Origin of the sequence: Citrobacter amalonaticus (genome assembly GCF_037053465.1) — a bacterium.
Lineage (GTDB): Bacteria > Pseudomonadota > Gammaproteobacteria > Enterobacterales > Enterobacteriaceae > Citrobacter_A > Citrobacter_A amalonaticus_H.
In genome coordinates this window covers 63,559-89,655 of the sequence record NZ_JBALIF010000003.1, presented here as the reverse complement: position 1 = coordinate 89,655, position 26,097 = coordinate 63,559, and the positions used below count along the sequence as shown (strand labels likewise).

Genomic DNA, 26,097 nt, shown 5'->3' with positions numbered 1-26,097 from the left:
ACAGGCTGATTAAGAAACCGGGCATGAAAATTCGCCCGGTTTTTTTTACGTCTGAAAATCATTGATGGCGCTTGCGCAGGTTCTCAATCACGGTTGTTAAGTCGAGATCCTGATCCTGCAGCAGCACCAGCAGGTGATACATCAGGTCCGACGCTTCGTTAGTTAATTCGAAGCGGTCACGTACCGTCGCTGCCAGCGCCGTTTCGACACCTTCTTCACCCACTTTTTGCGCGATACGCTTGGTGCCGCTGGCGTACAGTTTTGCGGTATAGGAACTTGCCGGGTCAGCCGTTTTTCGCTCAGCGAGCAGTTGCTCCAGTTGATACAGAAACAACCATTGGTGACTGGTATTTCCAAAGCAACTGCTGGTGCCCTTATGACAAGTCGGCCCGATTGGGTGAACCAGCACCAGCAGGGTATCGTTATCACAGTCGGGCGCTATACTGACGAGGTTAAGAAAGTTTCCGGAGGTTTCGCCTTTGGTCCATAAACGCTGTTTGGTACGCGAGAAAAAAGTGACTTTGCCCGTTTCAAGAGTTTTCTCCAGCGCGTCCGGGTTCATATACCCCAGCATCAACACTTCACCAGACACCGCGTGCTGTACGACGGCAGGCATCAGTCCGTCGGTTTTTTCCCAGTCCAGTTCACTGCGTTGTTGCTCTGTTAACATAACCTGATCTCCACGCCCTGTGTTGCCAGGTACGCTTTTAATTCACCAATATTGATTATCTGTTTGTGGAAGACGGAGGCCGCCAGCGCTCCGTCGACATCGGCATCACGGAACGCTTCCAGAAAGTGTTCCATGGTTCCCGCGCCGCCGGAGGCAATCAGCGGTACGTGGCAAACCTCGCGGACCTTTTTCAATTGCACCAGGTCGTAACCGTTACGCACGCCGTCCTGATTCATCATATTAAGAACAATTTCACCGGCGCCGCGCTTTTGCACTTCCTGCACCCAGTCGAGTGTTTCCCAGGTAGTGACACGCGTACGGTTTTCATCGCCGGTATACTGGTTCACATGGTATTTACCGCTTTCAGCGTCATACCAGGTATCAATGCCTACCACGATGCACTGCACACCAAAACGCTCCGCAAGACGGGTAATCAGCGTCGGATCCGCCAGCGCTGGCGAGTTGATGGAGATTTTGTCAGCCCCAAAGGAGAGAATTTGAGCCGCCTCCTCAAGTGACTTTATTCCGCCAGCCACGCAGAAAGGAATATCGATCACTTCGGCGACGCGCGAGACCCAGCTTTTATCCACAACCCGGCCGTCGCTGGAGGCGGTGATATCATAAAACACCAGCTCATCAGCGCCTTCATCGGCGTAGCGTTTAGCCAGCGGGACAATGTCACCGATGATTTCATGATTGCGGAACTGTACGCCTTTGACGACCTGACCATCGCGAACATCAAGGCAAGGGATTATACGTTTTGCCAGCATTGGATGGCCTCCTTAACGGTGAATTTACCTTCCAGCAGCGCGCGTCCTACGATCACGCCGCGCACGCCGGTTCCGCGCAGCGCGGCAACGTCATCAATATCGCCAATGCCGCCAGAGGACTGAAAGGCGACCTGCGGATACATTGCGCAGATCTCTTCATACAACGAGACGTTTGACCCTGCCAGTGTGCCGTCGCGAGAGATATCGGTACAAAGAACATGCTTCAGGCCCACCGGCAGATAGGTCTCAACCAGTGCTTCCAGCGAAACGCCGGAGTTCTCCTGCCAGCCGCTGACGGCAACCAGCTTGTTTCCCTGCTCATCAATGCGCACATCCAGCGCCAGCACCAGCGCGTCGGGACCAAAACGCCTGAACCAGCCTTTCACCACGTCAGGCGATTTTACCGCCGTGGAACCGACCACAACGCGGGCGACGCCCGCGGTCAGCAGGGCTGCGACGTCGTCTTCTGTTCGCACCCCGCCGCCGACCTGAACCGGAACGTTCACGCCTGCCACCAGATTTTTAATCAGCGGGATCTGACGTTTTGCCGGATCTTTCGCGCCCGTTAAGTCAACCAGGTGTAACACCTCCGCGCCCTGCGTCGCGTAATCCTGCAAGCGCGGTAGCGGATCGGTACCGTAATCGCGCTGTTGAGCATAATCGCCCTGATGGAGGCGGACGACGGTGCCATCAATTAAATCTAAAGCCGGAATGATCATTACATCTCCAGAAAGTTTTTCAGCAATTGGGCTCCCGCGGCACCTGAACGCTCCGGGTGGAACTGCACGCCAAAGAAGTTATCTTTTTGCACGGCAGCGGTGAACGGTTCGCCATAGTGGCATTGGGCGATGGTCCACGGATTCACCGGCATGGCATAGCTGTGTACAAAATAGAAATAAGCCCCATCCTCGATGCCCTGAAACAGACGATTTCCCGCCTGCGGATAAACCCGGTTCCAGCCCATGTGCGGTAACGGCAGGCCGACATCGATCATCTTCGGCACATCCTCGTCGATAATGCCCAGCAGCTCGACGCCGCGCGTCTCTTCGCTGCGACGTCCCAGGATCTGCATTCCCAGGCAAATCCCGAGGACGGGCTGAGTGCAGGCTTTGATAAGCTCAATCAGTTCACGCTCGCGTAACTGATCCATCGCCGCCTGCGCGGTGCCAACGCCCGGCAGGAAAAGCTTGTCAGCCATCAACACCACATCCGGGTCGCGACTGACGACAGGAGAATAACCATGGCGTGCGACGGCAGATTTCACCGAGTTCAGGTTGGCGCAGCCGGTGTCGAGAATCACCACGTTCATTACAGCACTCCTTTCGAGGAGGGAAGGGTATCGCCCTCAACGCGGATGGCCTGGCGCAGGGTACGGCCAAACGCCTTAAACAAGCTCTCCACGCGGTGATGATCGTTTTTGCCTTTGGTTTTCAGATGTAATGTCACGCCCATGGTGTACGAGAGCGAGCGGAAGAAGTGTTCGATCATCTCCGTACTCAGATCGCCCACGCGCTGATAGGTAAACTCGGCGCGGTACTCAAGGTGTGGACGTCCGGAGATATCCAGCGCGCAGCGCGCCAGGCATTCATCCATCGGCAGCACGAAACCAAACCGGTTAATGCCGCGCTTATCACCGAGCGCCAGTTTTAATGCTTCACCCAGCGCCAGACCTGTATCCTCAACGGTGTGATGGTCGTCGATATAGAGATCGCCCTTGACGGTGATTTCCATGCGGAACCCGCCATGCGTCGCAATCTGGTCAAGCATGTGATCGAAGAAGCCGACGCCAGTGTTGATTTTGCTGCTCCCTTCACGGTCCAGCCAGACTTTAACGTCAATCTGCGTCTCTTTGGTCATGCGCTCAACGTGCGCGTAGCGGTCGCGTTTGGTTAGCAGGTCGCCAATTGCCGTCCAGTTCAGCGTTTCAGGGTGATATCGTAGTCCCGTAATGCCCATGTTCTCCGCCAACTGGATATCAGTGGCACGATCGCCAATGACGTAGCTATTGCTCCTGTCCATCGCCTGTTCGGCAAGGTAGCGCTCAACCAGTTTGATTTTCGGCTTACGGCAATCGCACTCATCCGCTGGCAGATGCGGGCAGATCAGCACCTCGTCAAACAGCACGCCCTGGGAGGTAAAGATCTGCATCATCAGATTGTGCGGCCCGTCGAAATCGGCCTGTGGGAAACTTTGCGTTCCCAGCCCGTCCTGGTTGGTGATCATCACCAGCTTAAAGCCCGCTTTCTGTAACTTCAGCAGCACCGGTATAACGTCGGCTTCAAAGGCGAGTTTGTCAAAACGATCCACCTGGTAATCGGCAGGCGGCTCGGAAATCAGGGTTCCATCTCGATCGATAAAGAGATACTTCTGGCTCATACTTGCTCCGCACGTAATGCGTCAATGACGCGCTGGCTTTCTTCACGGGTACCAACAGTAATACGCAGACAGCCGCTTAAAGAAGGTTGTTTGTTTTGATCACGTAAGATAATGCCCTGATCCCACAGCGATTTAAATACGCTACTCGATGCCGTGAAGCGTGCCAGTATGTAGTTAGTTTCGGAGTCAAATACCTGTTCCACACAGGCTGTCTCGTTAAGTGCCTTCACCAGATACTGACGTTCAAGCAGAATCTGCGCGACGCGATCACGCATGGCAGTAATCCCCTGCGGACTAAGCGCCTGTGCAGCGATATCTGCCACGGGAGTGGAAAGCGGGTAAGGCGCGATAACCTTCAGTAACAGGTTAATGACCTCTTCATTCGCCAGCGTAAAGCCACAGCGCAGTCCAGCCAGCGCAAAGGCTTTAGAGAGCGTACGCAGAACGACGAGGTGAGGATACTCGGGAAGCCAACCTGCCAGCGTTGCCTGGGGGCAGAACTCAATATAGGCTTCATCGGCGACGACAATGGCTTTGCCACGGGTCAGTTCCAGCAGCGTGCGCAGATCCCGCGCATTAATCAGTTGCCCGGTTGGGTTATTGGGACTACAGATGTAGACCACTTTCACGCCTTCCAGATTGTCAGAGATACCCTGCAAATCCAGTTGCCAGTCGGCTCGTGTCGGTACAGTGCGGCATTCGACGCCAATCGTTTCGGCGCTGACGCTGTACATGCCATAGGTTGGCGGGCAGTAGAGCACCGCGTCTTTCCCTGGTTCGCAGAAGGCACGAACAAGCAGTTCAATGCCTTCATCCGCGCCACGGCTGACCAGTACCTGTTCCGGTTTGACTCCCGCGTATTGGGCATAGTTTTCAATCACCGCTTTCGGCTGGCACTCCGGGTAGCGGTTGAGCGTTTGCTGCGTCAGTTGAAATTCCACCGCGGTCGGGAATTCATTGGCATTTAACCAGACGTCGCCATTACCGCCTAAACGACGAGCTGACTGATACGGCGTCAGAGTGCGGACGTTTTCTCGGGCTAAGTCGGTGACGCTGAGTGTGTTGTCTGTGCTCATGCTTGCTCCTTCAGGGCGTTAACACGCAGGGTAACGGCATTTTTGTGCGCGGTCAGGCGTTCTGCCGCCGCCAGTGTTTCAATGGTTGACGCCAGGGCGGAAAAACCTTCTTTCGACAGTTCCTGAACCGTCATGCGCTTCTGGAAATCCGCCAGTCCGAGGCTGGAACAGGTGGCGGTGTACCCATAGGTTGGCAGCACGTGATTGGTGCCGGAGGCGTAATCCCCCGCCGATTCCGGCGACCAGTCGCCAAGGAATACCGAACCGGCGCTGGTGATTGCATCCACCAGATCGCGTGCGTTACGCGACTGAATGATGAGGTGTTCGGGGCCATACTGATTCGAAATGGCGATACACTGCGACAAGTCTTTTGTCACAATCAGCCGGCTGGCGCTGAGCGCCTGACGTGCCGTTTCCGCGCGTGGAAGTTCAGCCAACTGGCGTTCCACGGCGTCGGCAACGCGGCGCGCGATATCGGCATCCGGGGTCAACAGGATAACCTGCGAATCCGGGCCGTGCTCTGCCTGTGAAAGCAGGTCAGAGGCGACAAATTCCGGCGTTGCGCCGCTGTCAGCAATCACCAGCACTTCGGAAGGACCGGCAGGCATGTCAATGGCTGCGCCATCGAGACGCTGGCTGACCTGACGTTTCGCTTCGGTGACAAACGCGTTGCCAGGACCAAAAATTTTGTCGACTTTTGGTACCGACTCACTGCCAAACGCCAGGGCGGCGATGGCCTGCGCACCGCCCACATTGAAGACCTCCTGCACACCGCACAGCTGCGCCGCATAGAGAATTTCATCGGCGATCGGCGGTGGAGAACACAGCACCACCTTTTTGCAGCCTGCGATGCGTGCGGGGGTAGCGAGCATCAGAACGGTGGAAAAGAGCGGGGCGGAGCCGCCGGGAATGTACAGACCGACGGAGGCGACAGGGCGCGTAACCTGCTGGCAGCGCACGCCTGGCTGGGTTTCCACATCAACGGTCGGTAATTGTTGCGCAGTGTGGAAGGTTTCGATGTTTTGCACCGCGACGGCCATGGCGCGTTTGAGATCGTCACTCAACCGAGCGCCAGCGGCAGCGATTTCTTCTGCGCTGACCTTCAGCGCAGCAACCTCGGTTTTATCAAACTTTGCGCTGTATTCGCGCAGAGCTGCGTCACCGCGCGCTTTCACGTTATCCAGAATCTCGCTCACGGTGCGGCTGATGCTGTCAGAAGCCGAAATTGCCGGGCGCATCAGCAGTTCACTCTGCTGTTTGGGGGAACAGGTATTCCAGTTAATGATTGTGTTAAAGCTCATGTCACTTTCCTTTTATGCCGGATGACGCCTTGCTTATCCGGCCTACTGACCCGCAGGACCGGTAAGCGAATGCGCCACCGGACGCCGTCGCATGCAATTATTCCATCATCTTCTCAATCGGCAGGACCAGAATCGAGCTGGCACCGAGCGCTTTCAGTTTTTCCATTGTTTCCCAGAACAGCGTTTCGCTACTCACCATGTGCATCGCCACGCGCTGTTGATCGCCAGCCAGCGGCAGAATGGTCGGGCGTTCGGCCCCCGGAAGCAGGGCAATCACCTCTTCCAGACGTTCGCTCGGCGCGTGCATCATGATGTATTTCGATTCGCGTGCCTGGATAACCCCCTGAATACGGGTCAGCAGTTTGTCGATAAGCTGCTGTTTCGCGTCGGCCATCTCGCCATCTCTCTGGATCAGACAGGCTTTAGAACGATAAATCACTTCCACTTCACGCAGGCCGTTGGCTTCCAGCGTCGCACCGGTGGACACCAGATCGCAGATCGCATCCGCCAGCCCGGCGCGAGGGGCGACTTCAACAGAACCGTTCAACAGACAGGATTTAAAAGAGACGCCTTTCTGGTCGAGATAACGCTTTAACAGGTGTGGATAAGAGGTGGCGATACGTTTACCGTCGAGGGCGGAAGGGCCATCCCAGGCTTCGTCTACCGGCGTGGCGAGAGAAAGGCGACAACCGCCAAAGTCGAGGCGACGCAGCGTAAAGTAGCGCGGATCTTCACCCTGGGCGCGACGGTTCAGCAGTTCCTCTTCCAGCACGTTTTCCCCGATGATACCCAGATCAACGACGCCATCCATCACCAGGCCCGGAATATCGTCGTCACGCACGCGCAGAATATCAATCGGCATATTTTCCGCCATCGCGATGAGACGTTGGGTGTGTAAGTTAATTTTTATCCCACAGCGGGCCAGCAATTCGCGTGAGTCATCGCTTAAACGGCCTGATTTCTGAATAGCTATGCGTAAACGGGTGTTATCTAACATTCTCTTTTCCTCTTTATCCTGTCTGAACCGGTCTGAATCGCGCACCAAAAAAAAGCCCCCGGAAGAAATCTTCCGGGGGCTTTCTCATGCGTTCATGCACCACTGGAAGATCTGAATGTCTCCCAGCACACATCGCCTGAAAGACTAGTCAGGATGATGGTGATGATGGTGGTGTTTAAATTGAACGCGTGTCATAAAATTCTCGATGAATGCTTATTCATTTGATGCCTTTTAACCTAAACCACTTTAACGGCATAAAGCAAGCGCTTTTTTTAATTCATATTTATAGTATGAATTGTCAGTCATTGATCGCGGGCGTAGCCTTATACCAATAGTGCCAGAGTCAGGAGAGAACGGATGAAAAAGGTCGCAATTGTCGGTTTAGGATGGTTAGGTATGCCTCTGGCCATGTCGCTTACTGCCAGAGGCTGGCAGGTGAAGGGGAGCAAAACCACCGAAGACGGCGTGGAAGCGGCCAGAATGAGTGGAATAGAAGGGTATCCTCTGCGTCTTGAGCCTGAACTGGTCTGCGAAACGGATGACCTTGATGCGCTAATGGATGTTGATGCGCTGGTGATCACGTTACCGGCTCGTCGTAGTGGCCCTGGTGAAGCGTTCTATTTACAGGCGATGCAGGAACTGGTGGACAGCGCGCTGGCTTATCGTATTCCGCGCATTATTTTTACCAGTTCGACCTCTGTTTATGGCGATATTCAGGGAACGGTGAAAGAGGGGACCGAGCGTCATCCGGTGACCGCCAGTGGACGAGCATTAAAAGAGCTGGAAGACTGGCTGCACAACCTGCCAGGAACGTCAGTTGATATTCTGCGTCTGGCGGGACTTGTGGGACCGGGGCGTCATCCGGGGCGTTTCTTTGCCGGGAAAACCGCGCCAAATGGCGAGCATGGCGTCAATCTGGTTCATCTGGAAGATGTAATTGCCGCCATTACCCTGTTGTTACAGGCACCGAAGGGGGGACACATCTATAATATATGTGCGCCTTCGCATCCTGCACGTAATGTGTTCTATCCGCAGATGGCGCGTCTGTTGGGGATGGCGCCGCCACAGTTCCTGGATTGTGCAGGCAACGGTAATGGTAAAATTATCGATGGCAGCCGGATCTGCAATGAGCTTGGGTTTGAGTACCAGTACCCCGATCCGCTGGTGATGCCACTGGAATAATGCATAAGCCAGCAGTTAGCCGCCATACACCTCAAGGAGGTGTGTATGAAACCACTGCTGGATGTGCTCATCATTCTCGATGCCCTGGAAAAAGAGGGCAGTTTCGCGGCGGCGTCGGCCAAACTGTATAAGACGCCGTCGGCCCTCAGTTATACCGTTCATCGACTTGAAAGCGACCTCAATATCCAGATTCTGGATCGCAGCGGCCATCGCGCGCGGTTCACACGTACCGGTCAAATGCTGCTGGAAAAAGGGCGTGAAGTGCTTCACACCGTGCGGGAACTGGAGAAGCAGGCGATAAAACTACACGAGGGCTGGGAGAATGAACTGGTCATCGGTGTGGACGATACTTTTCCTTTTTCCCTGCTCGCACCGCTTATTGAATCCTTTTATCAGCACCACAACGTGACGCGCCTGAAATTCATCAACGGCGTGTTAGGCGGATCGTGGGAGGCGCTGACTCAGGGGCGGGCGGATATCATTGTGGGGGCGATGCATGAACCGCCGGCATCCAGCGACTATGGCTTTGCGCGTCTGGGCGAGCTGGAGCAGGTTTTTGCGGTTGCGCCGCATCATCCTCTCGCGCAGGAGGCGGAACCGCTGAGCCGAAGCACCATTAAGCGCTGCCGTGCGATTGTGGTCGGCGACAGCTCCCCGCAATCTTCCTTCACGGCGACACAGTTACTTGACGACCAGGAAGCCATTACCGTTTTCGATTTTAAGACCAAACTTGAGCTGCAAATCAGTGGGCTGGGCTGCGGCTATTTGCCACGTTATCTGGCGCAACGATTTCTGGAAATTGGTGCGCTGGTTGAGAAAAAAGTCGTGGAGCACATTCTCTTCGAACCGGTATGGATTGGCTGGAATGAACAGACCGCAGGCCTTGCCAGCGCCTGGTGGCGGGAAGCGATTTTAGCAAATAGTGCTATTGCGGGAGTCTATACAAAAGGCGATGCAGACAAATCAACCCGTTAAGAAAAAAATTTCATGACAAGGCTCTCATTCTCTTGTCATTTTGCCTCAATTTAGGGCACAATGCGCCGCTTGCAAAAAATGAGATTAACCGACGTTTTCATACGCGTCGGTTATTTTTTTGCATCAAACCAATCATTCAAACAAAGAGGCCGGGCTCCGTACCGGATAGATATTTACTAAAAACCGACAGTTGTTGTCGCTGAGGAATCCAGAAAATGGGGCAATTTTTTGCTTACGCGACGGCATTCGCCGTAAAGGGGAATGACCATGTCGCATAACGTTACTCCAAAAACCTCTCGCGTGGAATTGCGTAAAACCCTTACGCTGATTCCGGTTGTAATGATGGGTCTTGCCTATATGCAGCCGATGACGCTGTTCGATACATTCGGTATCGTTTCGGGCCTCACTGACGGTCATGTTGCAACGGCGTATGCCTTTGCGCTGATCGCGATTCTTTTTACTGCGTTGAGCTACGGTAAACTGGTTCGCCGTTTCCCGTCTGCTGGCTCTGCGTATACCTACGCCCAGAAATCCATTAGCCCGACCGTTGGCTTTATGGTGGGTTGGTCATCTCTGCTTGACTACCTGTTCATGCCGATGATCAACATCCTGCTGGCTAAAATTTACTTTGAAGCGCTGGTGCCGTCGGTGCCGTCGTGGATCTTTGTTGTCGCGCTGGTGGCCTTTATGACCATCTCTAACCTGCGTAGCATCAAGACCGTGGCGAACTTCAACACCCTGATTGTGATTTTGCAGATGGGTATTGTGGCGGTGATTGTCGGCCTGATCATCTACGGTGTCTCGCACGGTGAAGGCGCAGGTACGCTGACCAGCACGCGTCCGTTCTGGTCTGAAGGCGCGCATGTCGTGCCGATGATTACTGGTGCAACGATTCTGTGCTTCTCATTCCTCGGCTTTGACGGTATCTCTTCTCTGTCTGAAGAGACTAAAGACGCAGAGCGCGTGATCCCTAAAGCCATCTTCCTGACCGCGCTGATTGGCGGGCTGGTGTTTATCGGCGCATCCTACTTCCTGCAATTGTACTTCCCGGATATCTCTCGCTTTAAGGATCCGGATGCGTCTCAGCCAGAAATCATGCTGTACGTGGCGGGTAAAACCTTCCAGTGGGGCGTGCTGATTTTCTCCAGCGTGACCGTACTGGCATCCGGTATGGCGGCGCATGCGGGCGTTTCACGTCTGATGTACGTCATGGGACGTGATGGCGTGTTCCCGACCCGTTTCTTCGGTTACATTCATCCGAAGTGGCGTACCCCGGCATGGAACGTGCTGCTGGTCGGTGCGATCGCGCTACTGGCGATCAACTTTGACCTGGTGACGGCGACGGCGCTGATCAACTTCGGTGCGCTGGTGGCGTTTACCTTCGTGAACCTGTCTGTGATTTCACAGTTCTGGATCCGCGAAAAACGTAACAAGACGCTGAAAGACCACTTCAACTACCTGATTCTGCCGACCTGCGGCGCGCTGACTGTTGGCGCACTGTGGATCAACCTGGAAGAGAGCTCTATGGTTCTGGGTCTGATCTGGGCCGGTATCGGTCTGGTATATCTGGCTTGCGTAACCAAAAGCTTCCGCAACCCGGTACCGCAGTATGAAGATATTGCGCAGTAATTCATAACGTCTGCAGGCCCGGTAAGCGAAGCGCTAATGGGCAGAAAGCCGGAGTTAACCACTTCGGCTTTTTTTATGCCTGCGATTTATTTCAGCCAACATTCATAACCATTCGTTGCTAAGCAGGTTTTCCGTTCTCACTGATCGAGGCAAAATCCGGGGTGGAAGGCGAATTTCAGACAATCTCTTGCGCGTACTGCCAGAGTGCTTTCAGCAAGCCCTGCTTCTCTTTATCATCCGCATACTCCTGGTACAGCCCCTGTATTTCATCGGCGTAACGCTGTAAATAATCGGGCGTAAAGACCTGACGGCGATGCTCCAGCCAGCGCTGTTGCTCCGCTTCGTCCAGCGTGCCGGGGAAGTTACGCGCCCGATAGTTAAACAGTAGCTTTTCAATACGCGGATCGACAAACGTGATATCCAGCGCCGGCAGATTTTGCGGGTCGGTTTCCAGCACAATCTTCATTGCCGCACGATCAGCGTCGCTGAAAAAACCGTTATAGAGTTGCGCATCGACGTTATCAGACGGGGTGAACGGTTCCGCCTCGGCAAAAATGGCGACGACCTTGTCACGCACCTGGGGATTGTCGCGCAGAACCTTCAGATTATCGAGGCAGCGCTGGCGGTTGATACCCAGGCGGTCCGCATCTTCCGGACGCAGCGTATTCGCCTGCGCGAGTACCGGGCATTTGTTGATATGCACCAGCTTCAGCGGCACGGCGGCGTTATCGCCCAAATCTGCTTTGGCGGTGTACAGGCGCTCACGCAGGGTGTCGCTGTCCAGCTCAAGTAACGGGGAAATGTCGCCCGCCAGATCCACCATGATCACGGCATTACGGTTATCCGGATGCCATGCCAGCGGCGCGACCCAACTGGTGTTGCCGCGCCAGGCGCCAAACATACCGGAAACATGGACCAGCGGTTTCATTTGCGGCACGTCAATCAGCGCGGCGAGCTTGTGTTTGCTCCGGTGGGTATAGAGATAATCAAACAGGCGCGGCTGGTGTGATTTCACCCGTTGCGCCATCGCAATGGTGGCGTACACATCAGCCATAGCGTCATGCGCGTTACTGTGTTCAATACCGTTCGCTTTTGTCAGATGTTCCAGGCGAAAGCTTGGCAAACCGTCGTCATTTTCCGGCCAGTTAATGCCTTCTGGTCGCAGGGCGTAACAGGCACGCATAACATCCAGCAGATCCCAGCGGGAATTGTCATGCTGCCAGCTCCAGGCGTAGGGGTCGTAGAAGTTACGGTACAGAACGTTGCGCGTCACTTCGTCATCGAAGCGCACGTTGTTGTAGCCAATAATGCAGGTTTTCGGAACGGTAAACAGGGCGTGGATCCGCGCGGCAAATGCGGCTTCGTTCTCGCCTTTTTCTCGCGCTTCCTGCGGCGTGATCCCGGTGACCATCACGGCGCCAGGCTGGGGCAAATAGTCGTCCGCAGGCTTGCAGTAGAAGACCTCGGGATCGCCAATGATGTTGAATTCGCTGTCCGTACGAATGGCGGCAAACTGCGCAGGCCTGTCGAGGGCGGGATGCGTGCCGAAGGTTTCGTAATCGTGAAAGAGAAAGGTGGGTTGATGCTTGCCGTCATTCATAAATAAGTGGGTTCCGTGACATCTGTTTACGCGCTGTCTGAACGCAACAGAGTATCAAAGTTCGGCGCGGTATTCAGCCCAACCTGCCGGGAAGAGATGAAGAAACAGGCGTGTCCTGAGAGGCGAGCGTTCAACCAGATGGTTAAAAATGTGCTTTAAGTCACATTTTCTTGCAATTAATCCCTGTTTGTTTTGCAAATTTTCCGTAAAAAGAACGGCTATTTGGGAACGCCTGAGGACATGCTGTTGAAATGCCGTCTGTTTATTGCCACTTCTTTACTCCTGATGAATCTCTCTTCTGCTCGTGCTACCAGTACGGCTGATTTTGCGCCGCCCCCGCCGGATATTGAAGCCGGTTCCTGGGTACTGATGGATTACACTACGGGACAAGTTCTTACCGCCGGTAATGAGCACCAGCAGCGTGATCCCGCCAGCCTGACCAAACTGATGACCGGATATGTGGTCGATCGCGCCATCGACAGCCATCGCATCACGCCGGATGACATCGTGACAGTGGGGCGCGATGCGTGGGCGAAAAACAATCCGGTTTTCGTCGGCTCCTCATTAATGTTTCTTAAAGAAGGCGACCGGGTATCGGTGCGTGATTTAAGCCGTGGGCTGATTGTCGATTCCGGCAACGATGCCTGCGTGGCGCTGGCAGACTACATTGCCGGTGGGCAACCGCAGTTTGTCGCCATGATGAACAACGCTGTTAAGACGCTCAACTTGTGGGATACCCATTTTGAGACGGTTCATGGCCTGGATGCGCCCGGTCAACACAGTTCTGCTTACGATCTCGCCGTGCTTTCCCGGGCCATCATTCACGGTGAACCTGCGTTTTACCATATGTACAGCGAGAAAAGCCTTACCTGGAACGGCATCACCCAGCAAAACCGCAACGGGCTGCTATGGGATAAAACCATGAACGTCGATGGTCTGAAAACCGGGCACACGTCCGGCGCGGGCTTTAACCTGATTGCGTCGGCGGTGGATGGTCAGCGCCGTCTGATTGCGGTGGTGATGGGGGCGTCCAGCCCGAAAGGGCGTGAGGAACAGGCGCGTAAACTGTTGCACTGGGGACAACAGAATTTCGATACGGTGCAGATCCTCAGACGTGGCAAGCAGGTGGGCACAGAGCGCATCTGGTACGGTGACAAAGAGAATATCGCTTTAGGCACAGAGCAGGATTTCTGGATGGCAATACCGAAAGCGGAAATCCCGAATATCAAAGCGAAATACATCCTGAATAAAAAGGCGCTTGAAGCACCGCTCGCCGCGCATCAGCAGGTAGGAGAAATCGAGCTCTACGACCGTGATAAAGTGGTCGCTCATTGGCCGCTGGTCACACTGGAAGCGGTCGGCAAAGGGGGCGTGTTCTCCCGATTAAGCGATTATTTCCACCACAAAGTCTGATGATTTCTGGCAGGAGAGTGGCAGGAGTTCGGCTCTGCTCACATAATAATCACAAATTTCTTGAGACTGTTAATCTGGCTTAGTTATGCTGTATATAAATACAGTGTAACTATGGAGGCAACATGAACTACGAGATCAGACAGGCTGATAAGCGCACCGTTGCAGGTTTCCATCTGGTGGGGCCGTGGGAGAAGACGGTAAAGCAAGGATTTGAACAGTTGATGATGTGGGTAAACGACAAGCAGGTGGTCCCTCTGGAGTGGATCGCCGTTTACTTCGACAACCCGGATGAAGTGCCTGCCGAGAAACTGCGTTGCAGCACGGTTGTTTCTGTACCTGCCGATTTTGTTATTCCGGATAACAGCGAAGGCGTGACGCTCAGTGAAATAGAGGGCGGCCTGTATGCAACCGCAGTCGCGCGGGTCGATAATGACGACTTTGCGACACCGTGGTATCAGTTTTTCAATAGTCTGCTGCAGGACAGTGCGTATGAAATGGCGAGCAAACCCTGCTTTGAAGTCTATCTGAATGATGGTTGCAAAGACGGTTACTGGGATATCGAAATGTATATCGCAGTACAACCGACTGCCAAATAAGCCTAAAACGCGGCGGACAGGCGCGGAGCGACTACGCTTAGCGTGATGTTCTGTTCGTTGCGGTGATCTTTTCCGTCAAAAGCAGGTACAATCCTTTTTTCTCTTTGTCTGACGGAGTGCCTGAGTGCGTGCCGACAAGTCGCTGAGCCCCTTTGAGATTCGCCTTTATCGCCATTACCGCATTGTGCATGGTATTCGCATTGCCCTGGCGTTTATCCTGACCTTTTTGTTCGTTCGACTGTTTCATATTCCGGAAGGCACGTGGCCCTTGATCACGCTGGTGGTGATTATGGGACCGATCTCGTTCTGGGGTAACGTCGTGCCCCGCGCGTGGGAGCGTATTGGCGGCACTATTCTCGGCTCGGTGCTGGGGCTGGTCGCGCTGCGCCTGGAGCTGTTCTCCCTGCCATTGATGTTGCTCTGGTGTGCGGCGGCAATGTTCTTATGCGGCTGGCTTGCGCTGGGCAAAAGGCCGTATCAGGCGCTGTTGATCGGCATTACCCTCGCCGTTGTGGTGGGGGCGCCCCCAGGCGATATGGAAACGGCGCTCTGGCGCGGTGGCGATGTCATTCTGGGGTCGCTTCTCGCCATGCTGTTTACCGGCATCTGGGCGCAACGGGCCTTTATACACTGGCGTATCCAGTTAGCGCACTGCGTAACGGCATACAATCGTGTCTACCAGGCCGCGCTGTCGCCCAATTTACTGGAACGTCCTCGTCTGGATAAGCATCTGCAACAACTGCTGGGTGACGTGGTGAAAATGCGGGGGCTTATCCCGCCAGCCAGCAAAGAAAGCCATATCCAGAAATCGGTTTTCGAAGCCATTCAAACCGTTAACCGTAATCTGGTCTGTATGCTTGAGCTGCAAATTAACGCGCTGTGGGCCACACGCGCCAGCCATTTTGTTATGCTTAACGCCCACACTTTACGAGAAAACCAACAGATAACGCAGCAGGCGCTGTTGACCATTGCGCATGCGCTGTTTGAGGGGAATCCACAGCCGATCCTTGCCAACACCGAAAAACTCAATGAGAGCGTCAACGAGCTGCGCGCGCTGATTCGTCAACATGAAAAGAGTAATGTTACCGAAACACCGATTCATGGTTACGTGTGGCTGAGTCTCGAAACCGCCCGTCAACTGGAGCTTTTGTCCCATCTGATCTGCCGCGCACTGCGCAAATAACAAGCAGACAAGGGGAATACGGTTGCTGCTGCTTCGATTCAGCAAGGAATCGGGGTATGATGAAGGCAAGAATGAAGCCATTGTCATTTGTGGCTGCTAAAAGTAATGTTAGCCCTAACGTTTAAACGAATCCGAATCTCACATTATCAGGGGTGTAAAAATGGAAACTAACAAGCCATCTTTCCAGGACGTGCTGGAATTTGTTCGTCTGTTCCGTCGTAAAAACAAACTGCAGCGTGAAATCCAGGACGTTGAGAAAAAGATCCGTGACAACCAGAAACGTGTTCTGCTGCTGGACAACCTGAGCGACTACATCAAGCCTGGTATGAGCGTTGAAGCTATTCAGGGCATTATCGCCAGCATGAAAAGCGACTATGAAGATCGCGTTGATGACTACATCATCAAAAATGCTGAAATTTCCAAAGAACGTCGCGACATCTCTAAAAAGCTGAAAGCGATGGGCGAGATGAAAAACGGCGACGCGAAAGCCGAATGACGTCTCTGCGCAGTGAGGATCAGAATGCGATCCTCACTGACATTTCACGCCGCCGCTGACCATCCGCAGTAGGTGTCTCTCCGGCCAGTGTTCAGTGAGTCTTTGTTTTGCCAGTAACCACGTAACCTTTTCCACATCGTGTTTCTGCCTGTCGAGCATCAGCCCGACGACGCTACCGCTGTGTGCCACGTTCACACCGTATAACTCGCACTCTTCTGCCAGAGACAATAGCGCATCGAAATCCGGTTTGGGTAACAGCATCTGGCTGGCGATAGCGCTCAGCGTTGCTGCTTCTCCCATCCGCCACGGATTCCGCTCTGCGCACGCTTCCTGTACTTTTTCCCATGCCCGTTTCAGCGCGGGCGCGCCTGCCTGTAACCCCGCCAGTCGTGGAATGCGGTGATAGTCCGCGGTGCGTAAGGTTTGCGGACTTTCCAGCACGAGGAGATCCAGTTCTGGTGGTGAGTCGCAGGGGATTTGCGTGGACGCGTCATTGTGATCGAACAGAGTCAGCTTGTGAAAAACGGTACTGTCCGTTGGTTCGAGCGAGACACAAAGCTGCGCAAGGGTGGTTTCATCAAGATGATGACCGAGATGGCGTGCGGTGGCGACGGCCGTTGCAGCGATATCCGCGGTGCTACTGGCCATTCCTTTAGCGACAGGAATCGTTGAGTGGACTTCCAGGCGGATACCCTGACTCAGACTGGCGGGATAGTTCCAGTGCTCAAGCAGGCGATTAACCATGGCGCGAGAAAGAGGGCGCTCGTCGGGTAAAGGGGAACCGTCGCTGACTTCGACGGTGCTGTACCAGTCAACAGGGCAGGAGACCAGTTTCTCGCTGCCCATAATCCAGCCCTGAATAAGTTCTCCGCATGATGCGGGGCACTGTGCAACAGCCACGTTATCACCTGTCTGGTCTGAAATCCTCGGCGAATAGTGTCACGGTGATTACGCTATTACCATGATTTGCCGCAATTTGCACAGCGCGAACTTAAGCTGAAACCGCGAATGTTTCCGTTTCTGCGAGGGCAATCCGCATCACATCCTGAGCAATCATCAACTCTTCGTTGGTGTTGATCACCGCCACTTTGACCATCGCGTTTTCAGTCTGAATGAAGGTTGCATTTCGCTGGTTTTTCTCATCATCAATACTCAGTCCGAGAAAATGCAGATTCTGGCAAATCGCCGCTCGGGCACGCGCGGCGTTCTCCCCAATCCCGCCGGTAAAGACCAGCGCATCAAGTCCACCCATTTGCATAATGTAACTACCAATAGTGGCGCGAATACGTTCAGCAAACAGCCTTAAGGCAAGCGCAGCGCGGGGATTGCCCGCATCAGCGGCCTGCTCGACGTCGCGATAATCATGCGAAACGCCTGATACCCCAAGCAGCCCGGATTCATTATTCAGCAATTGATTGAGCTGTTGTGGCGTCCTGCCTTCCCGCTGCGCTACCCACGGTAAAATGGACGGGTCGATATCCCCGCTGCGGGTACCCATCATCACACCGGATTGTGGCGTAAAGCCCATAGAGGTATTCACCGACTGACCGCCTTTAATGGCACAAACACTGCTGCCGTTGCCCAGGTGGCAACAGATGACCCGCAGCGCGCTGAGCGGCACGCCAAGCTTTTCGGCTAAGGTCGCGCTGACATACTTATGGCTGGTTCCGTGGAAACCGTAGCGGCGGATGCCATATTCTTCGTAATAGCGCCACGGAAGCGGGTAGATATAGGCTGGCTCGTCCAGCGTCTGATGAAAGGCGGTATCGAACACGGCCACCGCGGGTGTATCTGGCAGCAACTGGCGAAAGACGTTGATACCGAGCAAATTAACCGGATTGTGTAAAGGAGCCAGTTCGGCAAGTCGTTCAATTTCCGCCAGTGATGCATCCGTGACGCGAACCGAATCTTTAAACGATTCTCCGCCATGCGCAACCCGATGCCCGACCCCGTCGATATCTTCTATCTTGTTGATAATGCGATGACTCATCAACATTTCGAGAAGAATCGTCACGGCCTCGCGATGATCGGAAACCGGGGTGGTTAATTGCCATTTTTGATCTTGCGCTTTTAGCGTGACTTGCGCATTCGCCATGCCAATTCGTTCAATGAGCCCCTGGCACAACAGGTCGCCCTGCGGCATATCCAACAACTGAAATTTAAGCGATGAGCTCCCAGCGTTAATCGCCATTATTTTGTGAGACATGAGGATTCCTTGTGATTCAAAAAGGCAAACAGTTCATCAAGCCCGGAGTGGTTTACCGCGCTGGTAACAAAAATACGTTGCGCGCCAGCCTGTTCCAGCCATTGTGTGACGCGTGCTATTTGCTGCGGGGCGGCTAAATCCGCCTTAGTGAGTATGCCGATGGCGGGCCGGTTCATCGGCGCGGTGAAGCCTGGAGAAAAGGGCGACCACTGCGCATCGCCATTGAGTACCAGGGCAATAACGTCTGCTTCACAGGCGCTTGTCAGCAGAGCGCTGTACAAACAGCGGTTTTCCAGATATTCGCCGGGGGTGTCGATTGTCCCGGCGGACCAGACAATCGCCTGGGTTTTTTGATACTGGAGTGCTTCACCGCGCAGACTCTGCGTCAGCGATGTCTTGCCACACTGACTGGGACCAATCAACATCATGCGTTTCATTGCATTATGTCCGCGTGATCGGGCACGCCGTGAAACGCATCATTTCACCCAGCGTGCGCGTAACCTGTTTCAGCGCGTATTCCACTGCTGACACATCGCCGGTTATCACCACCGCGCCGGTAAAGCGGTCGAGAAAACCGATTTCGACTGCGCCGGATTTGGTGGCAATATCACAGGCAATAATCGACGCTTCGCTTGGGGTAATCGTGAGAATACCAATCGCTGAAACGCTGTCCTGCAACCCCAGTTTTTTGAACAAATCCTTGCCAGGATTGGCAATCAGATGCGCCAGCGTCACCTGTTTGCCCGGTACATACTCCTGGATCATGCGATCCGTGGTGGGTTCTCTTTCCATCATCCCTCCACCATCTGACGCCACATGGCCTCGTGCGGACGGGGAATCACCGAACGCCAGACCAACAGCCCTTTCTCTCCAGCGCTTTCACTGGCGACCGTCACTGCATTGTTGACGTCGGAGACCTCACCGGCGACCACCATGTAGCATTTGCCGCCAATGCCAAACGCCATATGAACGCGTACCAGCGTGACGTTAGAGGCTTTAACTGCGCGGTCTGCCGCACTGATGCAGGCGGCGACGCTCCAGGTTTCAACAATGCCGACTGCCTGACGCTTATCCACGCTGTTCAGACCGCTAATGGCCGGAAGTACGCTGGCATGAATGTTGGGCAGCACCAGGCTGTCCACCAGCATTTCTCCGGCAAGAGACGTGCCTGTTTCGATGGCTTGCTGTACCGCACCCACATCGCCGCCCAGCATCAGCATAAATTTCCCCGGACAAAGGGTCTTGCTGACCAGCAGTTCCACATTGGCGCTTTTCAGCATGGCATCACCCGTTTCCATCCCTTTGGCGATGCTGGTGAGTTCTAAAATACCTATGGCCTGAGACATGGTTAACCTCTTACAACGGTAATGGCCTGCTCTGTGATGTCACAGACAATGCCGTCAATACTGGCGTGAACGGGGGCACCGAGCGCACCTTGTGGGATATCGGCAACGCATTGGCCGCGCGCAACGCGTTCGCCTTTTTGCACGCAAGGCACTGCGCTGGCGCCAATATGCTGACGAAGCAGCAGCGTCGTTTTTGCAACGTCGGGTTCGACTGTGACGAGAGGCGCTTCCTGATACCACGGGGTTAATCCCAGTTTGGCTATCAGCCGTTTAACCGGTACCAGACGATATTTCGCCATCTCATCGGCCGGGTTAAGCGGGCCTTCATAGCGCTGGTTCTGTGCGCGCAACTCACGTTTGAGCAGGCGGTTAATGCGCATCGGCGAAATCCCTACCGGACAGGCCACGCTTTCGCAGACGTTACATTCTGAACAGGTCAGGGCGCTAAGCAGTAACTGCGGCGTGGCGGCCTGATGGAAATTGACTGCGCGCACCAGCAGGTGCGGAGAAAGCTCGTGTCCGATGAGATGCCGTGGGCAGAGATCGGTACACAGGCGGCACTGCTCGCAAACGGTCCTCGCCACTGACAGCACGGTGCGCTCATCCTGCATCCGACGCTGAATTAGCGGGTGTGTTTTGGGGAGTACCAGCAGACCCCCCGTTGTTTTGGTGACGGGGGCGTCCAGCGAGGTCAGCAGGCTGCCCATCATCGGCCCACCGTTAATAAATCCCGGATCGTCCAGCGTTGCGCCGCCTGCCAGCGCAAGCACTTCGCGTAATGACAGTCCAATGGGAACGGTCACGGTTTGCGGCTGAGCTACAGCGCCGTTGATGGTGAGCGTACGGCGCGTCACGGGATACTGTTGTTCGACCGCACGGGCGATGTTCAATACGGTCTGTACGTTGTTAACCACCACCCCTACGCTGACCGGTAGTGCGGCTGGCGGTACGCGGCGACCCGTCGCCATCCAGATGGTCAGCACTTCATCGCCTGCCGGATAGACGTCGGGCAGAATGTGCAGCCGGATTGTTGCAGGCAGTAGCGGGGTTAATGCGGCAATAGCCGGTTGATACTTTTCTTTCAGGGCGATAATGCCTTCGCGCGCACCGGTGGCCTTCATCGCATACTGCACACCACGAAGCAGACGCGCTGCCTGCTGTGCCATGAGTTGCTGATCCACTTTAAGCATCGGTTCGCATTCCGCGGCATTGACCAGGAAAATCTCCACCTGCGCCTGGAGTTTGACCCAGGTCGGAAAGCCAGCGCCGCCAGCGCCGACGATACCTGCCGCGCGGACGCGTTCCACGATTGTTTGCGCGTCCAGTAACGATACGTCCTCATGCAGGGCGGTATTCATAACAGATCCTCAAGCAGTTCCTGAATGGCATTCGCATCCGCCGCTCTGGGATTGGTTTTCAGCGTCACATCCGCCAGCGCGGCATCAACCATCGCCGGAATACGCTGTGACCAGAGCGCTTTGCCGTCTTTAAGGGCGTCGGCAAGCGTGGGGATATCACAGGCTTTCTTCAGTTGTTCAATATGCTGAATCAGCGCATTGACGCTGGTTATCTCATTGGCGCTGTCTGCGCACAGATGACAGGCTTTCGCAAAACGGGCATAACGTTTTGCGGCCCGTGGGTCGTGAGCATTAAAGCGGATCACTGGCGCCAACAGGAGCGCGTTTGCCAGACCATGCGGTAAGTGGAACTGACCGCCTAGCTGATGGGCGATAGCGTGGTTGAGTCCAAGCCCCGCCTGGCTGAAGGCCATGCCTGCCAGCGTGGAGGCGTTGTGCATTTTGCCCCGCGTGGCGAGGCAATCGCCTTTCCGTACTGCGACAGGAAGATACCGGAAGACGAGTTGCGCCGCTTTTTCGGCCAGTGCATCGGTAAAATCACTGGCATGGGTAGACACACAGGCCTCCAGCGCATGAGTGAGCACATCCATTCCTGTGTTGGCGGTAATGGCAGGTGGAACGCTCACGACCAGCATCGGATCAAGGATGGCCATATCGGGATACAGCGCATTATCGAACAGCGGGTATTTAATACCTTTGACCGGATCGCCTATCACGCAGGCGCTGGTCACTTCAGACCCCGTACCACTGGTGGTCGGGATGGCAACACAGGTTTCAATTTCGATATCAAACTGGCGGCTGAACCAGACTATTGCTTTCGCCGCGTCCAGCGCGGAACCGCCGCCAAACCCAATGACCACGTCGGGACGCAGGGCCTGCATTTGTGCAATCCCCTGTACGACGGTGCCGATAGTGGGATCCGGCGTGATTTCACTGAACACGCTGATGCGGTTGTCGGCGGGGATTGCCGCGCGCAATGTTTCAATCAGCGGCGAACGCGCGAGAAAGCCATCGCAGATAATCCAGATGTGCTTGTTCGTAAAACGGCCGAGTACTTTCAGGCTTCCGGGGCCGCTGTACAGTCGGGTTTGCAGTGAAAATGTCTTCATCACAACCTCATTAGCGGATAGAGAAACCGTTAGTCAGCACGCAGCGGCGAGAACGGGCAAACGTGCGCGCCGAGGTGGTGCCTTCACCGGTCGGCGTGGCGATGGTGAAGGTGGTAAATCCTTCGCCGCCGACGCCAATTCCGGCATAGGATGGCCCGTTTTTAACGAAAATAGAGGTTTGCAGCGTGCGCGCCGCAAGGTTCAGGCGTGACACATTCTGTGAGTGCATGATGGCGGTATGATGCAAGCCTTCTTCCACTTTCAACGCCAGCGACAGGGCCGCGTCGAAATCCTTGACCTTCACGATGGGAAGCATCGGCATTAACTGCTCGGAGGTGACCCAACTGTCATCCGCGCTCACCACGCCAATCAGCAGGCGTGGCGTTTTAGTAGGGACCGGAATGCCCGCCGCTTCAAGCAGGGCGGAAGGGCTTTTACCCACCAACTTTTTGTTGGCGACCCTGTCAGGCAGACACGCGGCGCGTAATTTTTCTATCTCCTGGCTACCCAGCAACAACGCGCCAAAACTTTGCATCTGCTGAATCAGCGATTCGGCGACGGACTCCACCACGATCAGACTTTTTTCCGCGATACAGGGCAGGTTATAGTCGAACGACGCGCCGTTGATAATATCTTCTGCGGCCTTCACGAGATCCGCCGTCTCATCAACGATGCAGGGAGGATTCCCTGCGCCTGCGCCAATCACTTTTTTCCCGCTTTTCATCCCCATCGCGACAATGCCGGGGCCGCCGGTTATCGCCAGTACGGCAATTTTCGGATGCGCCATCATTTGCTGAGTGGCTTCAAAAGTCGGTTCAGCCACCGTCACAACCAGATTCCGAATGCCGCAACTGCGAAACGCGATATCTTCAATCATGGCGATGAGTTTCAGTGACACCGCTTTGGCGCCAGGATGCGGGCTAAAATAGACGCTGTTACCTGCCGCCAGCATGCTGATGCTGTTGTTAATAATGGTCTCTGTCGGGTTGGTGCTGGGGGCGACCGAACCGATGACGCCAAACGGTGAGTACTCAAACAGCACCATACCGCCGTCGCCGGTGAGCGCGGTGGTGGTCAGGTCTTCGATACCTGGGGTGTTGTCCAGCGCCGCTTTGTTTTTGAGGAATTTGTCCTCTTTGTTACCCATTCCCGTTTCCGCCGCGCTTTCTGCCGCCAGCGTCGCCAGTTGCGGCGTCAGCTCTTCACGAATCGCGCTAATAATGGCGCTGCGTGTTTTAAGCGGTGACTGCTGATAACGCAAGAAAGCCTGGTGCGCGGCATCAATCGCTTCTCCCACCGACTGAAAGATGCCGTTTCCTTTAATTTCTGTTTTTGCCGGAGCCAGTTGTTCAGTCAAAATGTTACGGATGAGGGTTTCCAGTTCAGAAGTATTCATTGATGTGTTCTCACGTTTATTGCCGCAATGGCAGCCTGTGCAATGTCCATGTCCTGTTCAACGCTTCCACCGCTGATACCAAGACCCCCAATAAGCAATCCGTCACGCCATAGCGCGTAGCCACCGCCAAAGGTGACCACTTTCCCCTGCATATGACTTTCTAATCCGTACAGCGGCGCGCCCGGTTGAACGGCCGACGCAAGTTCATGGGTCGCTGTTTTCATGGCGACGGCGGTCCAGGCTTTTTTCGGTGCCAGTTCGCTGCTGACCAGCAGGGCGTCCGGCATGCGCCAGGTGACGGTTTCTGTGCCGTTGGCATCGACAATGCTGACGACCACCGGGACGTTTAGAGTCTGCGCGCGTTCAATGGCGGCGCGGGTTAACTGATGGAGATCCGCAAACGAGAGCGACATCACAGAGTCCTTTTTGACGGGGGCGTGACTGGCAGCCAGATAGCGCTTCGTGACTTCCCGGATAATGGTGTCCTGATGGGCGTCATGGTCTTCCGCGCGAGCCAGCGCATACAAGCAGTCCGACAGGCGGTTGATGTAACGCATCAGCACATGCCTGACGGCGACATCGCCAGCCAGTTCGACCAGACGCCGTTCCGCCCGGCGAGCCAGCGTGCGGGCAAAATGCAGACGGCTTGCAGCCTCACAGCGACCGGGCAGAATGAAACTGCGCAACGGCGCGACGCGTCCCATCGCGGTGTCGATAGCCGCTTCCAGCGCGGCAATTTCTTCGGAACTGATATAACGCTGGTCGGGGGAAGGCTGTTCAGTCTCACTGGCCAGCTCAGCGCTGAACCAGAAAATTTGCAGTTGAATTGCTTCCAGCAGGGCGCGATGTTGCGCGTTGCGGGTGGCGCAAACGCACAGACTCAGGGCGGCATTCAGCTCATCCAGCGTGCCGTAGGCTTCAACGCGTGGATGCGTTTTACTGACTCGCTGACCGGTAAAAAGCGCTGTGGTGCCTGCGTCGCCCGTACGGGTGTAAATCGCCATAAGGCCCCCTTAACGAGAAAGCGTGTCGACAATGCCGACAACGGCCAGGTCGATGGCCTCATTCGGCCCGGAAAAAACATGTCTGGCGCTGGAGCCACTGCTCAGAAGCACCAGTTCGCCCACGCCCGCACCGACGGAATCAACGGCGACTTCATCACCCACGGTGGGACTGGACGGCAGTTCCCCGTCAGCACTGACCCGGCGAACCAGCAGAAGTTTTTTTCCGACCAACGAGGGCGATTTTTGCGTGGATACCACCGCGCCTGTAACACGTGCCAGATGCATGGTTCACTCCTGCTTAATTAATTGGATGTTGCGCGAACCCGCGGTATCGCGAGCCAGCGCGGTGACAACACATTTGCGTTGCAGCACCAGCAGCCCATTGGGTAACCGGGCGACATCGGCATAACTTAACAATCGGGTTGGGTGCAACATCACGCGCTGTCCCTTTTCATCACTGAAATCCAGCGGCAGCCGGGCCAGCCTTTTCACCGGCAAGGCGGGCAGGAAGCGATGTTGCAGTGAAAGCTCAACCCGAATACCCGATGCCAGCGCTTCATGGATCATGACGGCGGTGGCATCTGACGAATCGTGCTCAGCAATCTGCTCCAGCAGAGGCAGATCAACCTGCAAAATACGCAGAGAGGAATATTGACAAAACAGCGTACGGGAAGACATTTCCCGCAGTTGCTCGATACTCAGCGTGACCGCGCTCTGCGCGCGCCGCTGCAGGCGGGAGACGACCTCCTCGACGATTCGCTGCAACTGTTCGTTGTTCATCGCGGCATCACCAGTTTGACAAAGGCGTCTGGGCTATCGGCCCCGGCAGCATTGGCTTCGTCAGTATCGATATGCATTTCCAGACGCATATCCGGCGACACGCGCACGGCAACGTTGTCGAAGATGAGTCGCCGTTCCGTCCCCTCAATGGCGACACAAACGCTGTCGCCATGCGCAACGCGCAGAATCAGCGCATCCAGCGGCGACATGTGAATGTGGCGTTGGGCGACAATCACACCTGCTGTAAGCTCCACTTCGGCAAAGGGGCTCACAAGGCGTATACCCGGGGTTCCTTTGAGATTCCCGGACATCCGTAACGGTGCAGCAATACCCAGCGTGCGGGCATCTGTCCGTGAAATTTCCACCTGGCTGGCCCCGCGAAGAGGGCCCAACAGACGGACATTTTTCAGTTGGCCTTTTGGTCCCACCAACGTGACGGTCTGCTCCGCCGCATATTGTCCTGGCTGGAGGAGTCCTTTTTTCTCGGTAATCGGATGTCCTGGAAAAAGACGGGCATAATCCTCAGCGCTAAGATGAATATGACGGTTGGAAACCCCCAGAGGAATAGGGCGTTCGCGCATCTCATCGAGTACTTTGCTGACCGTCGTCTCCAGAAGGTGTTTATCCATTACGC

The 26,097-nt window shown here is 55.1% G+C and carries 30 protein-coding genes and 1 other annotated feature; of the genes, 8 read left to right on the top strand and 22 right to left on the bottom strand.

Annotated features, from left to right (window positions below; genetic code table 11):
* Positions 1 to 58: 58 nt before the first annotated feature.
* From hisIE to hisL, 9 genes are all read right to left on the bottom strand, one after another.
* The gene (gene hisIE / locus WB371_RS06015; RefSeq protein WP_336219190.1) at positions 59 to 670 is read right to left on the bottom strand and encodes a bifunctional phosphoribosyl-AMP cyclohydrolase/phosphoribosyl-ATP diphosphatase HisIE; all 612 of its coding nucleotides are present in this window, start codon (positions 668 to 670) and stop codon (positions 59 to 61) included.
* On the bottom strand, positions 664 to 1,440 hold the full coding sequence (hisF, locus tag WB371_RS06010; protein WP_336219189.1) for an imidazole glycerol phosphate synthase subunit HisF: 777 nt from the start codon (positions 1,438 to 1,440) through the stop codon (positions 664 to 666). Before hisF ends, hisIE begins: the two co-directional genes overlap by 7 nt.
* The gene (gene hisA / locus WB371_RS06005) at positions 1,422 to 2,159 is read right to left on the bottom strand and encodes a 1-(5-phosphoribosyl)-5-[(5-phosphoribosylamino)methylideneamino]imidazole-4-carboxamide isomerase (RefSeq protein ID WP_336219188.1); all 738 of its coding nucleotides are present in this window, start codon (positions 2,157 to 2,159) and stop codon (positions 1,422 to 1,424) included. The genes hisF and hisA overlap by 19 nt, the downstream gene beginning before the upstream one ends.
* Positions 2,159 to 2,749, bottom strand: coding sequence for an imidazole glycerol phosphate synthase subunit HisH (gene hisH, locus WB371_RS06000; RefSeq protein WP_336219187.1), 591 nt, complete (start codon positions 2,747 to 2,749; stop codon positions 2,159 to 2,161). Before hisH ends, hisA begins: the two co-directional genes overlap by 1 nt.
* Complete coding sequence (gene hisB / locus WB371_RS05995; RefSeq protein ID WP_336219186.1) at positions 2,749 to 3,816, bottom strand: bifunctional histidinol-phosphatase/imidazoleglycerol-phosphate dehydratase HisB; 1,068 nt, start codon at positions 3,814 to 3,816, stop codon at positions 2,749 to 2,751. Before hisB ends, hisH begins: the two co-directional genes overlap by 1 nt.
* On the bottom strand, positions 3,813 to 4,892 hold the full coding sequence (hisC, locus tag WB371_RS05990) for a histidinol-phosphate transaminase (protein WP_336219185.1): 1,080 nt from the start codon (positions 4,890 to 4,892) through the stop codon (positions 3,813 to 3,815). The genes hisB and hisC overlap by 4 nt, the downstream gene beginning before the upstream one ends.
* Complete coding sequence (gene hisD / locus WB371_RS05985) at positions 4,889 to 6,193, bottom strand: histidinol dehydrogenase (protein WP_336219184.1); 1,305 nt, start codon at positions 6,191 to 6,193, stop codon at positions 4,889 to 4,891. Before hisD ends, hisC begins: the two co-directional genes overlap by 4 nt.
* Positions 6,194 to 6,290: 97 nt before the next feature.
* Positions 6,291 to 7,190: an ATP phosphoribosyltransferase gene (gene hisG, locus WB371_RS05980; protein WP_336219183.1), complete on the bottom strand. Its 900-nt coding sequence runs from the start codon at positions 7,188 to 7,190 to the stop codon at positions 6,291 to 6,293.
* 46 nt (positions 7,191 to 7,236) lie between these two features.
* Positions 7,237 to 7,359: a sequence feature (His leader region), on the bottom strand.
* Positions 7,335 to 7,385 carry a his operon leader peptide gene (gene hisL / locus WB371_RS05975; RefSeq protein WP_001364200.1) on the bottom strand — a complete coding sequence of 17 codons (51 nt, stop codon included), beginning with the start codon at positions 7,383 to 7,385 and terminating at the stop codon, positions 7,335 to 7,337. Its footprint overlaps the feature before it by 25 nt.
* Positions 7,386 to 7,547: 162 nt before the next feature.
* On the opposite strand from hisL, the gene WB371_RS05970 reads away from it, so the two are divergent.
* From WB371_RS05970 to WB371_RS05955, 4 genes are all read left to right on the top strand, one after another.
* Complete coding sequence (locus tag WB371_RS05970; protein WP_336219182.1) at positions 7,548 to 8,372, top strand: SDR family oxidoreductase; 825 nt, start codon at positions 7,548 to 7,550, stop codon at positions 8,370 to 8,372.
* A gap of 45 nt (positions 8,373 to 8,417) precedes the next feature.
* Positions 8,418 to 9,347, top strand: coding sequence for a LysR substrate-binding domain-containing protein (locus WB371_RS05965; RefSeq protein WP_336219181.1), 930 nt, complete (start codon positions 8,418 to 8,420; stop codon positions 9,345 to 9,347).
* A 215-nt stretch (positions 9,348 to 9,562) separates the two neighbouring features.
* A complete protein-coding gene (yoeI, locus tag WB371_RS05960) occupies positions 9,563 to 9,625 on the top strand; it encodes a membrane protein YoeI (RefSeq protein ID WP_099433339.1) in 63 nt (20 codons plus the stop codon).
* Complete coding sequence (locus WB371_RS05955; protein WP_336219180.1) at positions 9,615 to 10,976, top strand: APC family permease; 1,362 nt, start codon at positions 9,615 to 9,617, stop codon at positions 10,974 to 10,976. The genes yoeI and WB371_RS05955 overlap by 11 nt, the downstream gene beginning before the upstream one ends.
* A 175-nt stretch (positions 10,977 to 11,151) precedes the next feature.
* On the opposite strand, the gene sbcB is transcribed toward WB371_RS05955, so the two are convergent.
* Positions 11,152 to 12,576, bottom strand: coding sequence for an exodeoxyribonuclease I (sbcB, locus tag WB371_RS05950; protein WP_336219179.1), 1,425 nt, complete (start codon positions 12,574 to 12,576; stop codon positions 11,152 to 11,154).
* Positions 12,577 to 12,816: 240 nt separating this feature from the next.
* Between sbcB and dacD the strand changes: the two genes are divergently transcribed.
* The 4 genes from dacD (at position 12,817) to WB371_RS05930 (ending at position 16,264) form a co-directional block, all read left to right on the top strand.
* On the top strand, positions 12,817 to 13,989 hold the full coding sequence (gene dacD, locus WB371_RS05945; protein ID WP_336219178.1) for a serine-type D-Ala-D-Ala carboxypeptidase DacD: 1,173 nt from the start codon (positions 12,817 to 12,819) through the stop codon (positions 13,987 to 13,989).
* A 122-nt stretch (positions 13,990 to 14,111) separates the two neighbouring features.
* A complete protein-coding gene (sbmC, locus tag WB371_RS05940) occupies positions 14,112 to 14,585 on the top strand; it encodes a DNA gyrase inhibitor SbmC (RefSeq protein ID WP_336219177.1) in 474 nt (157 codons plus the stop codon).
* A 124-nt stretch (positions 14,586 to 14,709) separates the two neighbouring features.
* Positions 14,710 to 15,768: an FUSC family protein gene (locus tag WB371_RS05935; RefSeq protein ID WP_336219176.1), complete on the top strand. Its 1,059-nt coding sequence runs from the start codon at positions 14,710 to 14,712 to the stop codon at positions 15,766 to 15,768.
* Positions 15,769 to 15,928: 160 nt separating this feature from the next.
* A complete protein-coding gene (locus WB371_RS05930; protein WP_024130204.1) occupies positions 15,929 to 16,264 on the top strand; it encodes a DUF496 family protein in 336 nt (111 codons plus the stop codon).
* A gap of 33 nt (positions 16,265 to 16,297) precedes the next feature.
* On the opposite strand, the gene WB371_RS05925 is transcribed toward WB371_RS05930, so the two are convergent.
* The 12 genes from WB371_RS05925 to WB371_RS05870 all read right to left on the bottom strand — a co-directional run bounded on the left by WB371_RS05925 (position 16,298) and on the right by WB371_RS05870 (position 26,092).
* Positions 16,298 to 17,164, bottom strand: coding sequence for an L-threonine kinase (locus tag WB371_RS05925; protein ID WP_336219175.1), 867 nt, complete (start codon positions 17,162 to 17,164; stop codon positions 16,298 to 16,300).
* A gap of 91 nt (positions 17,165 to 17,255) precedes the next feature.
* Positions 17,256 to 18,470 carry an acetate/propionate family kinase gene (locus tag WB371_RS05920; RefSeq protein ID WP_336219174.1) on the bottom strand — a complete coding sequence of 405 codons (1,215 nt, stop codon included), beginning with the start codon at positions 18,468 to 18,470 and terminating at the stop codon, positions 17,256 to 17,258.
* Positions 18,455 to 18,907, bottom strand: a complete 453-nt coding sequence (gene pduV / locus WB371_RS05915) for a propanediol utilization protein PduV (RefSeq protein WP_336219173.1) — start codon at positions 18,905 to 18,907, stop codon at positions 18,455 to 18,457. The genes WB371_RS05920 and pduV overlap by 16 nt, the downstream gene beginning before the upstream one ends.
* 4 nt (positions 18,908 to 18,911) lie before the next feature.
* The gene (gene pduU / locus WB371_RS05910) at positions 18,912 to 19,262 is read right to left on the bottom strand and encodes a propanediol utilization microcompartment protein PduU (protein ID WP_336219492.1); all 351 of its coding nucleotides are present in this window, start codon (positions 19,260 to 19,262) and stop codon (positions 18,912 to 18,914) included.
* Entirely contained in the window at positions 19,262 to 19,816 is a 555-nt protein-coding gene (gene pduT, locus WB371_RS05905) for a propanediol utilization microcompartment protein PduT (RefSeq protein ID WP_336219172.1), read from the bottom strand. The genes pduU and pduT overlap by 1 nt, the downstream gene beginning before the upstream one ends.
* 2 nt (positions 19,817 to 19,818) lie before the next feature.
* Positions 19,819 to 21,174: a 4Fe-4S dicluster domain-containing protein gene (locus tag WB371_RS05900; RefSeq protein WP_336219171.1), complete on the bottom strand. Its 1,356-nt coding sequence runs from the start codon at positions 21,172 to 21,174 to the stop codon at positions 19,819 to 19,821.
* The gene (locus WB371_RS05895) at positions 21,171 to 22,283 is read right to left on the bottom strand and encodes a 1-propanol dehydrogenase PduQ (RefSeq protein WP_336219170.1); all 1,113 of its coding nucleotides are present in this window, start codon (positions 22,281 to 22,283) and stop codon (positions 21,171 to 21,173) included. Before WB371_RS05895 ends, WB371_RS05900 begins: the two co-directional genes overlap by 4 nt.
* Positions 22,284 to 22,293: 10 nt before the next feature.
* Positions 22,294 to 23,679: a CoA-acylating propionaldehyde dehydrogenase PduP gene (pduP, locus tag WB371_RS05890; RefSeq protein ID WP_336219169.1), complete on the bottom strand. Its 1,386-nt coding sequence runs from the start codon at positions 23,677 to 23,679 to the stop codon at positions 22,294 to 22,296.
* A complete protein-coding gene (gene pduO, locus WB371_RS05885) occupies positions 23,676 to 24,683 on the bottom strand; it encodes a two-domain cob(I)yrinic acid a,c-diamide adenosyltransferase PduO (protein ID WP_336219168.1) in 1,008 nt (335 codons plus the stop codon). Before pduO ends, pduP begins: the two co-directional genes overlap by 4 nt.
* A gap of 9 nt (positions 24,684 to 24,692) precedes the next feature.
* Complete coding sequence (gene pduN, locus WB371_RS05880) at positions 24,693 to 24,968, bottom strand: propanediol utilization microcompartment protein PduN (protein ID WP_336219167.1); 276 nt, start codon at positions 24,966 to 24,968, stop codon at positions 24,693 to 24,695.
* A 3-nt stretch (positions 24,969 to 24,971) separates the two neighbouring features.
* Positions 24,972 to 25,463 (bottom strand): microcompartment protein PduM, encoded by a 492-nt coding sequence (gene pduM, locus WB371_RS05875; protein ID WP_336219166.1) that lies wholly within the window; start codon positions 25,461 to 25,463, stop codon positions 24,972 to 24,974.
* Entirely contained in the window at positions 25,460 to 26,092 is a 633-nt protein-coding gene (locus WB371_RS05870) for a phosphate propanoyltransferase (RefSeq protein WP_336219165.1), read from the bottom strand. Before WB371_RS05870 ends, pduM begins: the two co-directional genes overlap by 4 nt.
* Between the last annotated feature and the right edge of the window lie 5 nt (positions 26,093 to 26,097).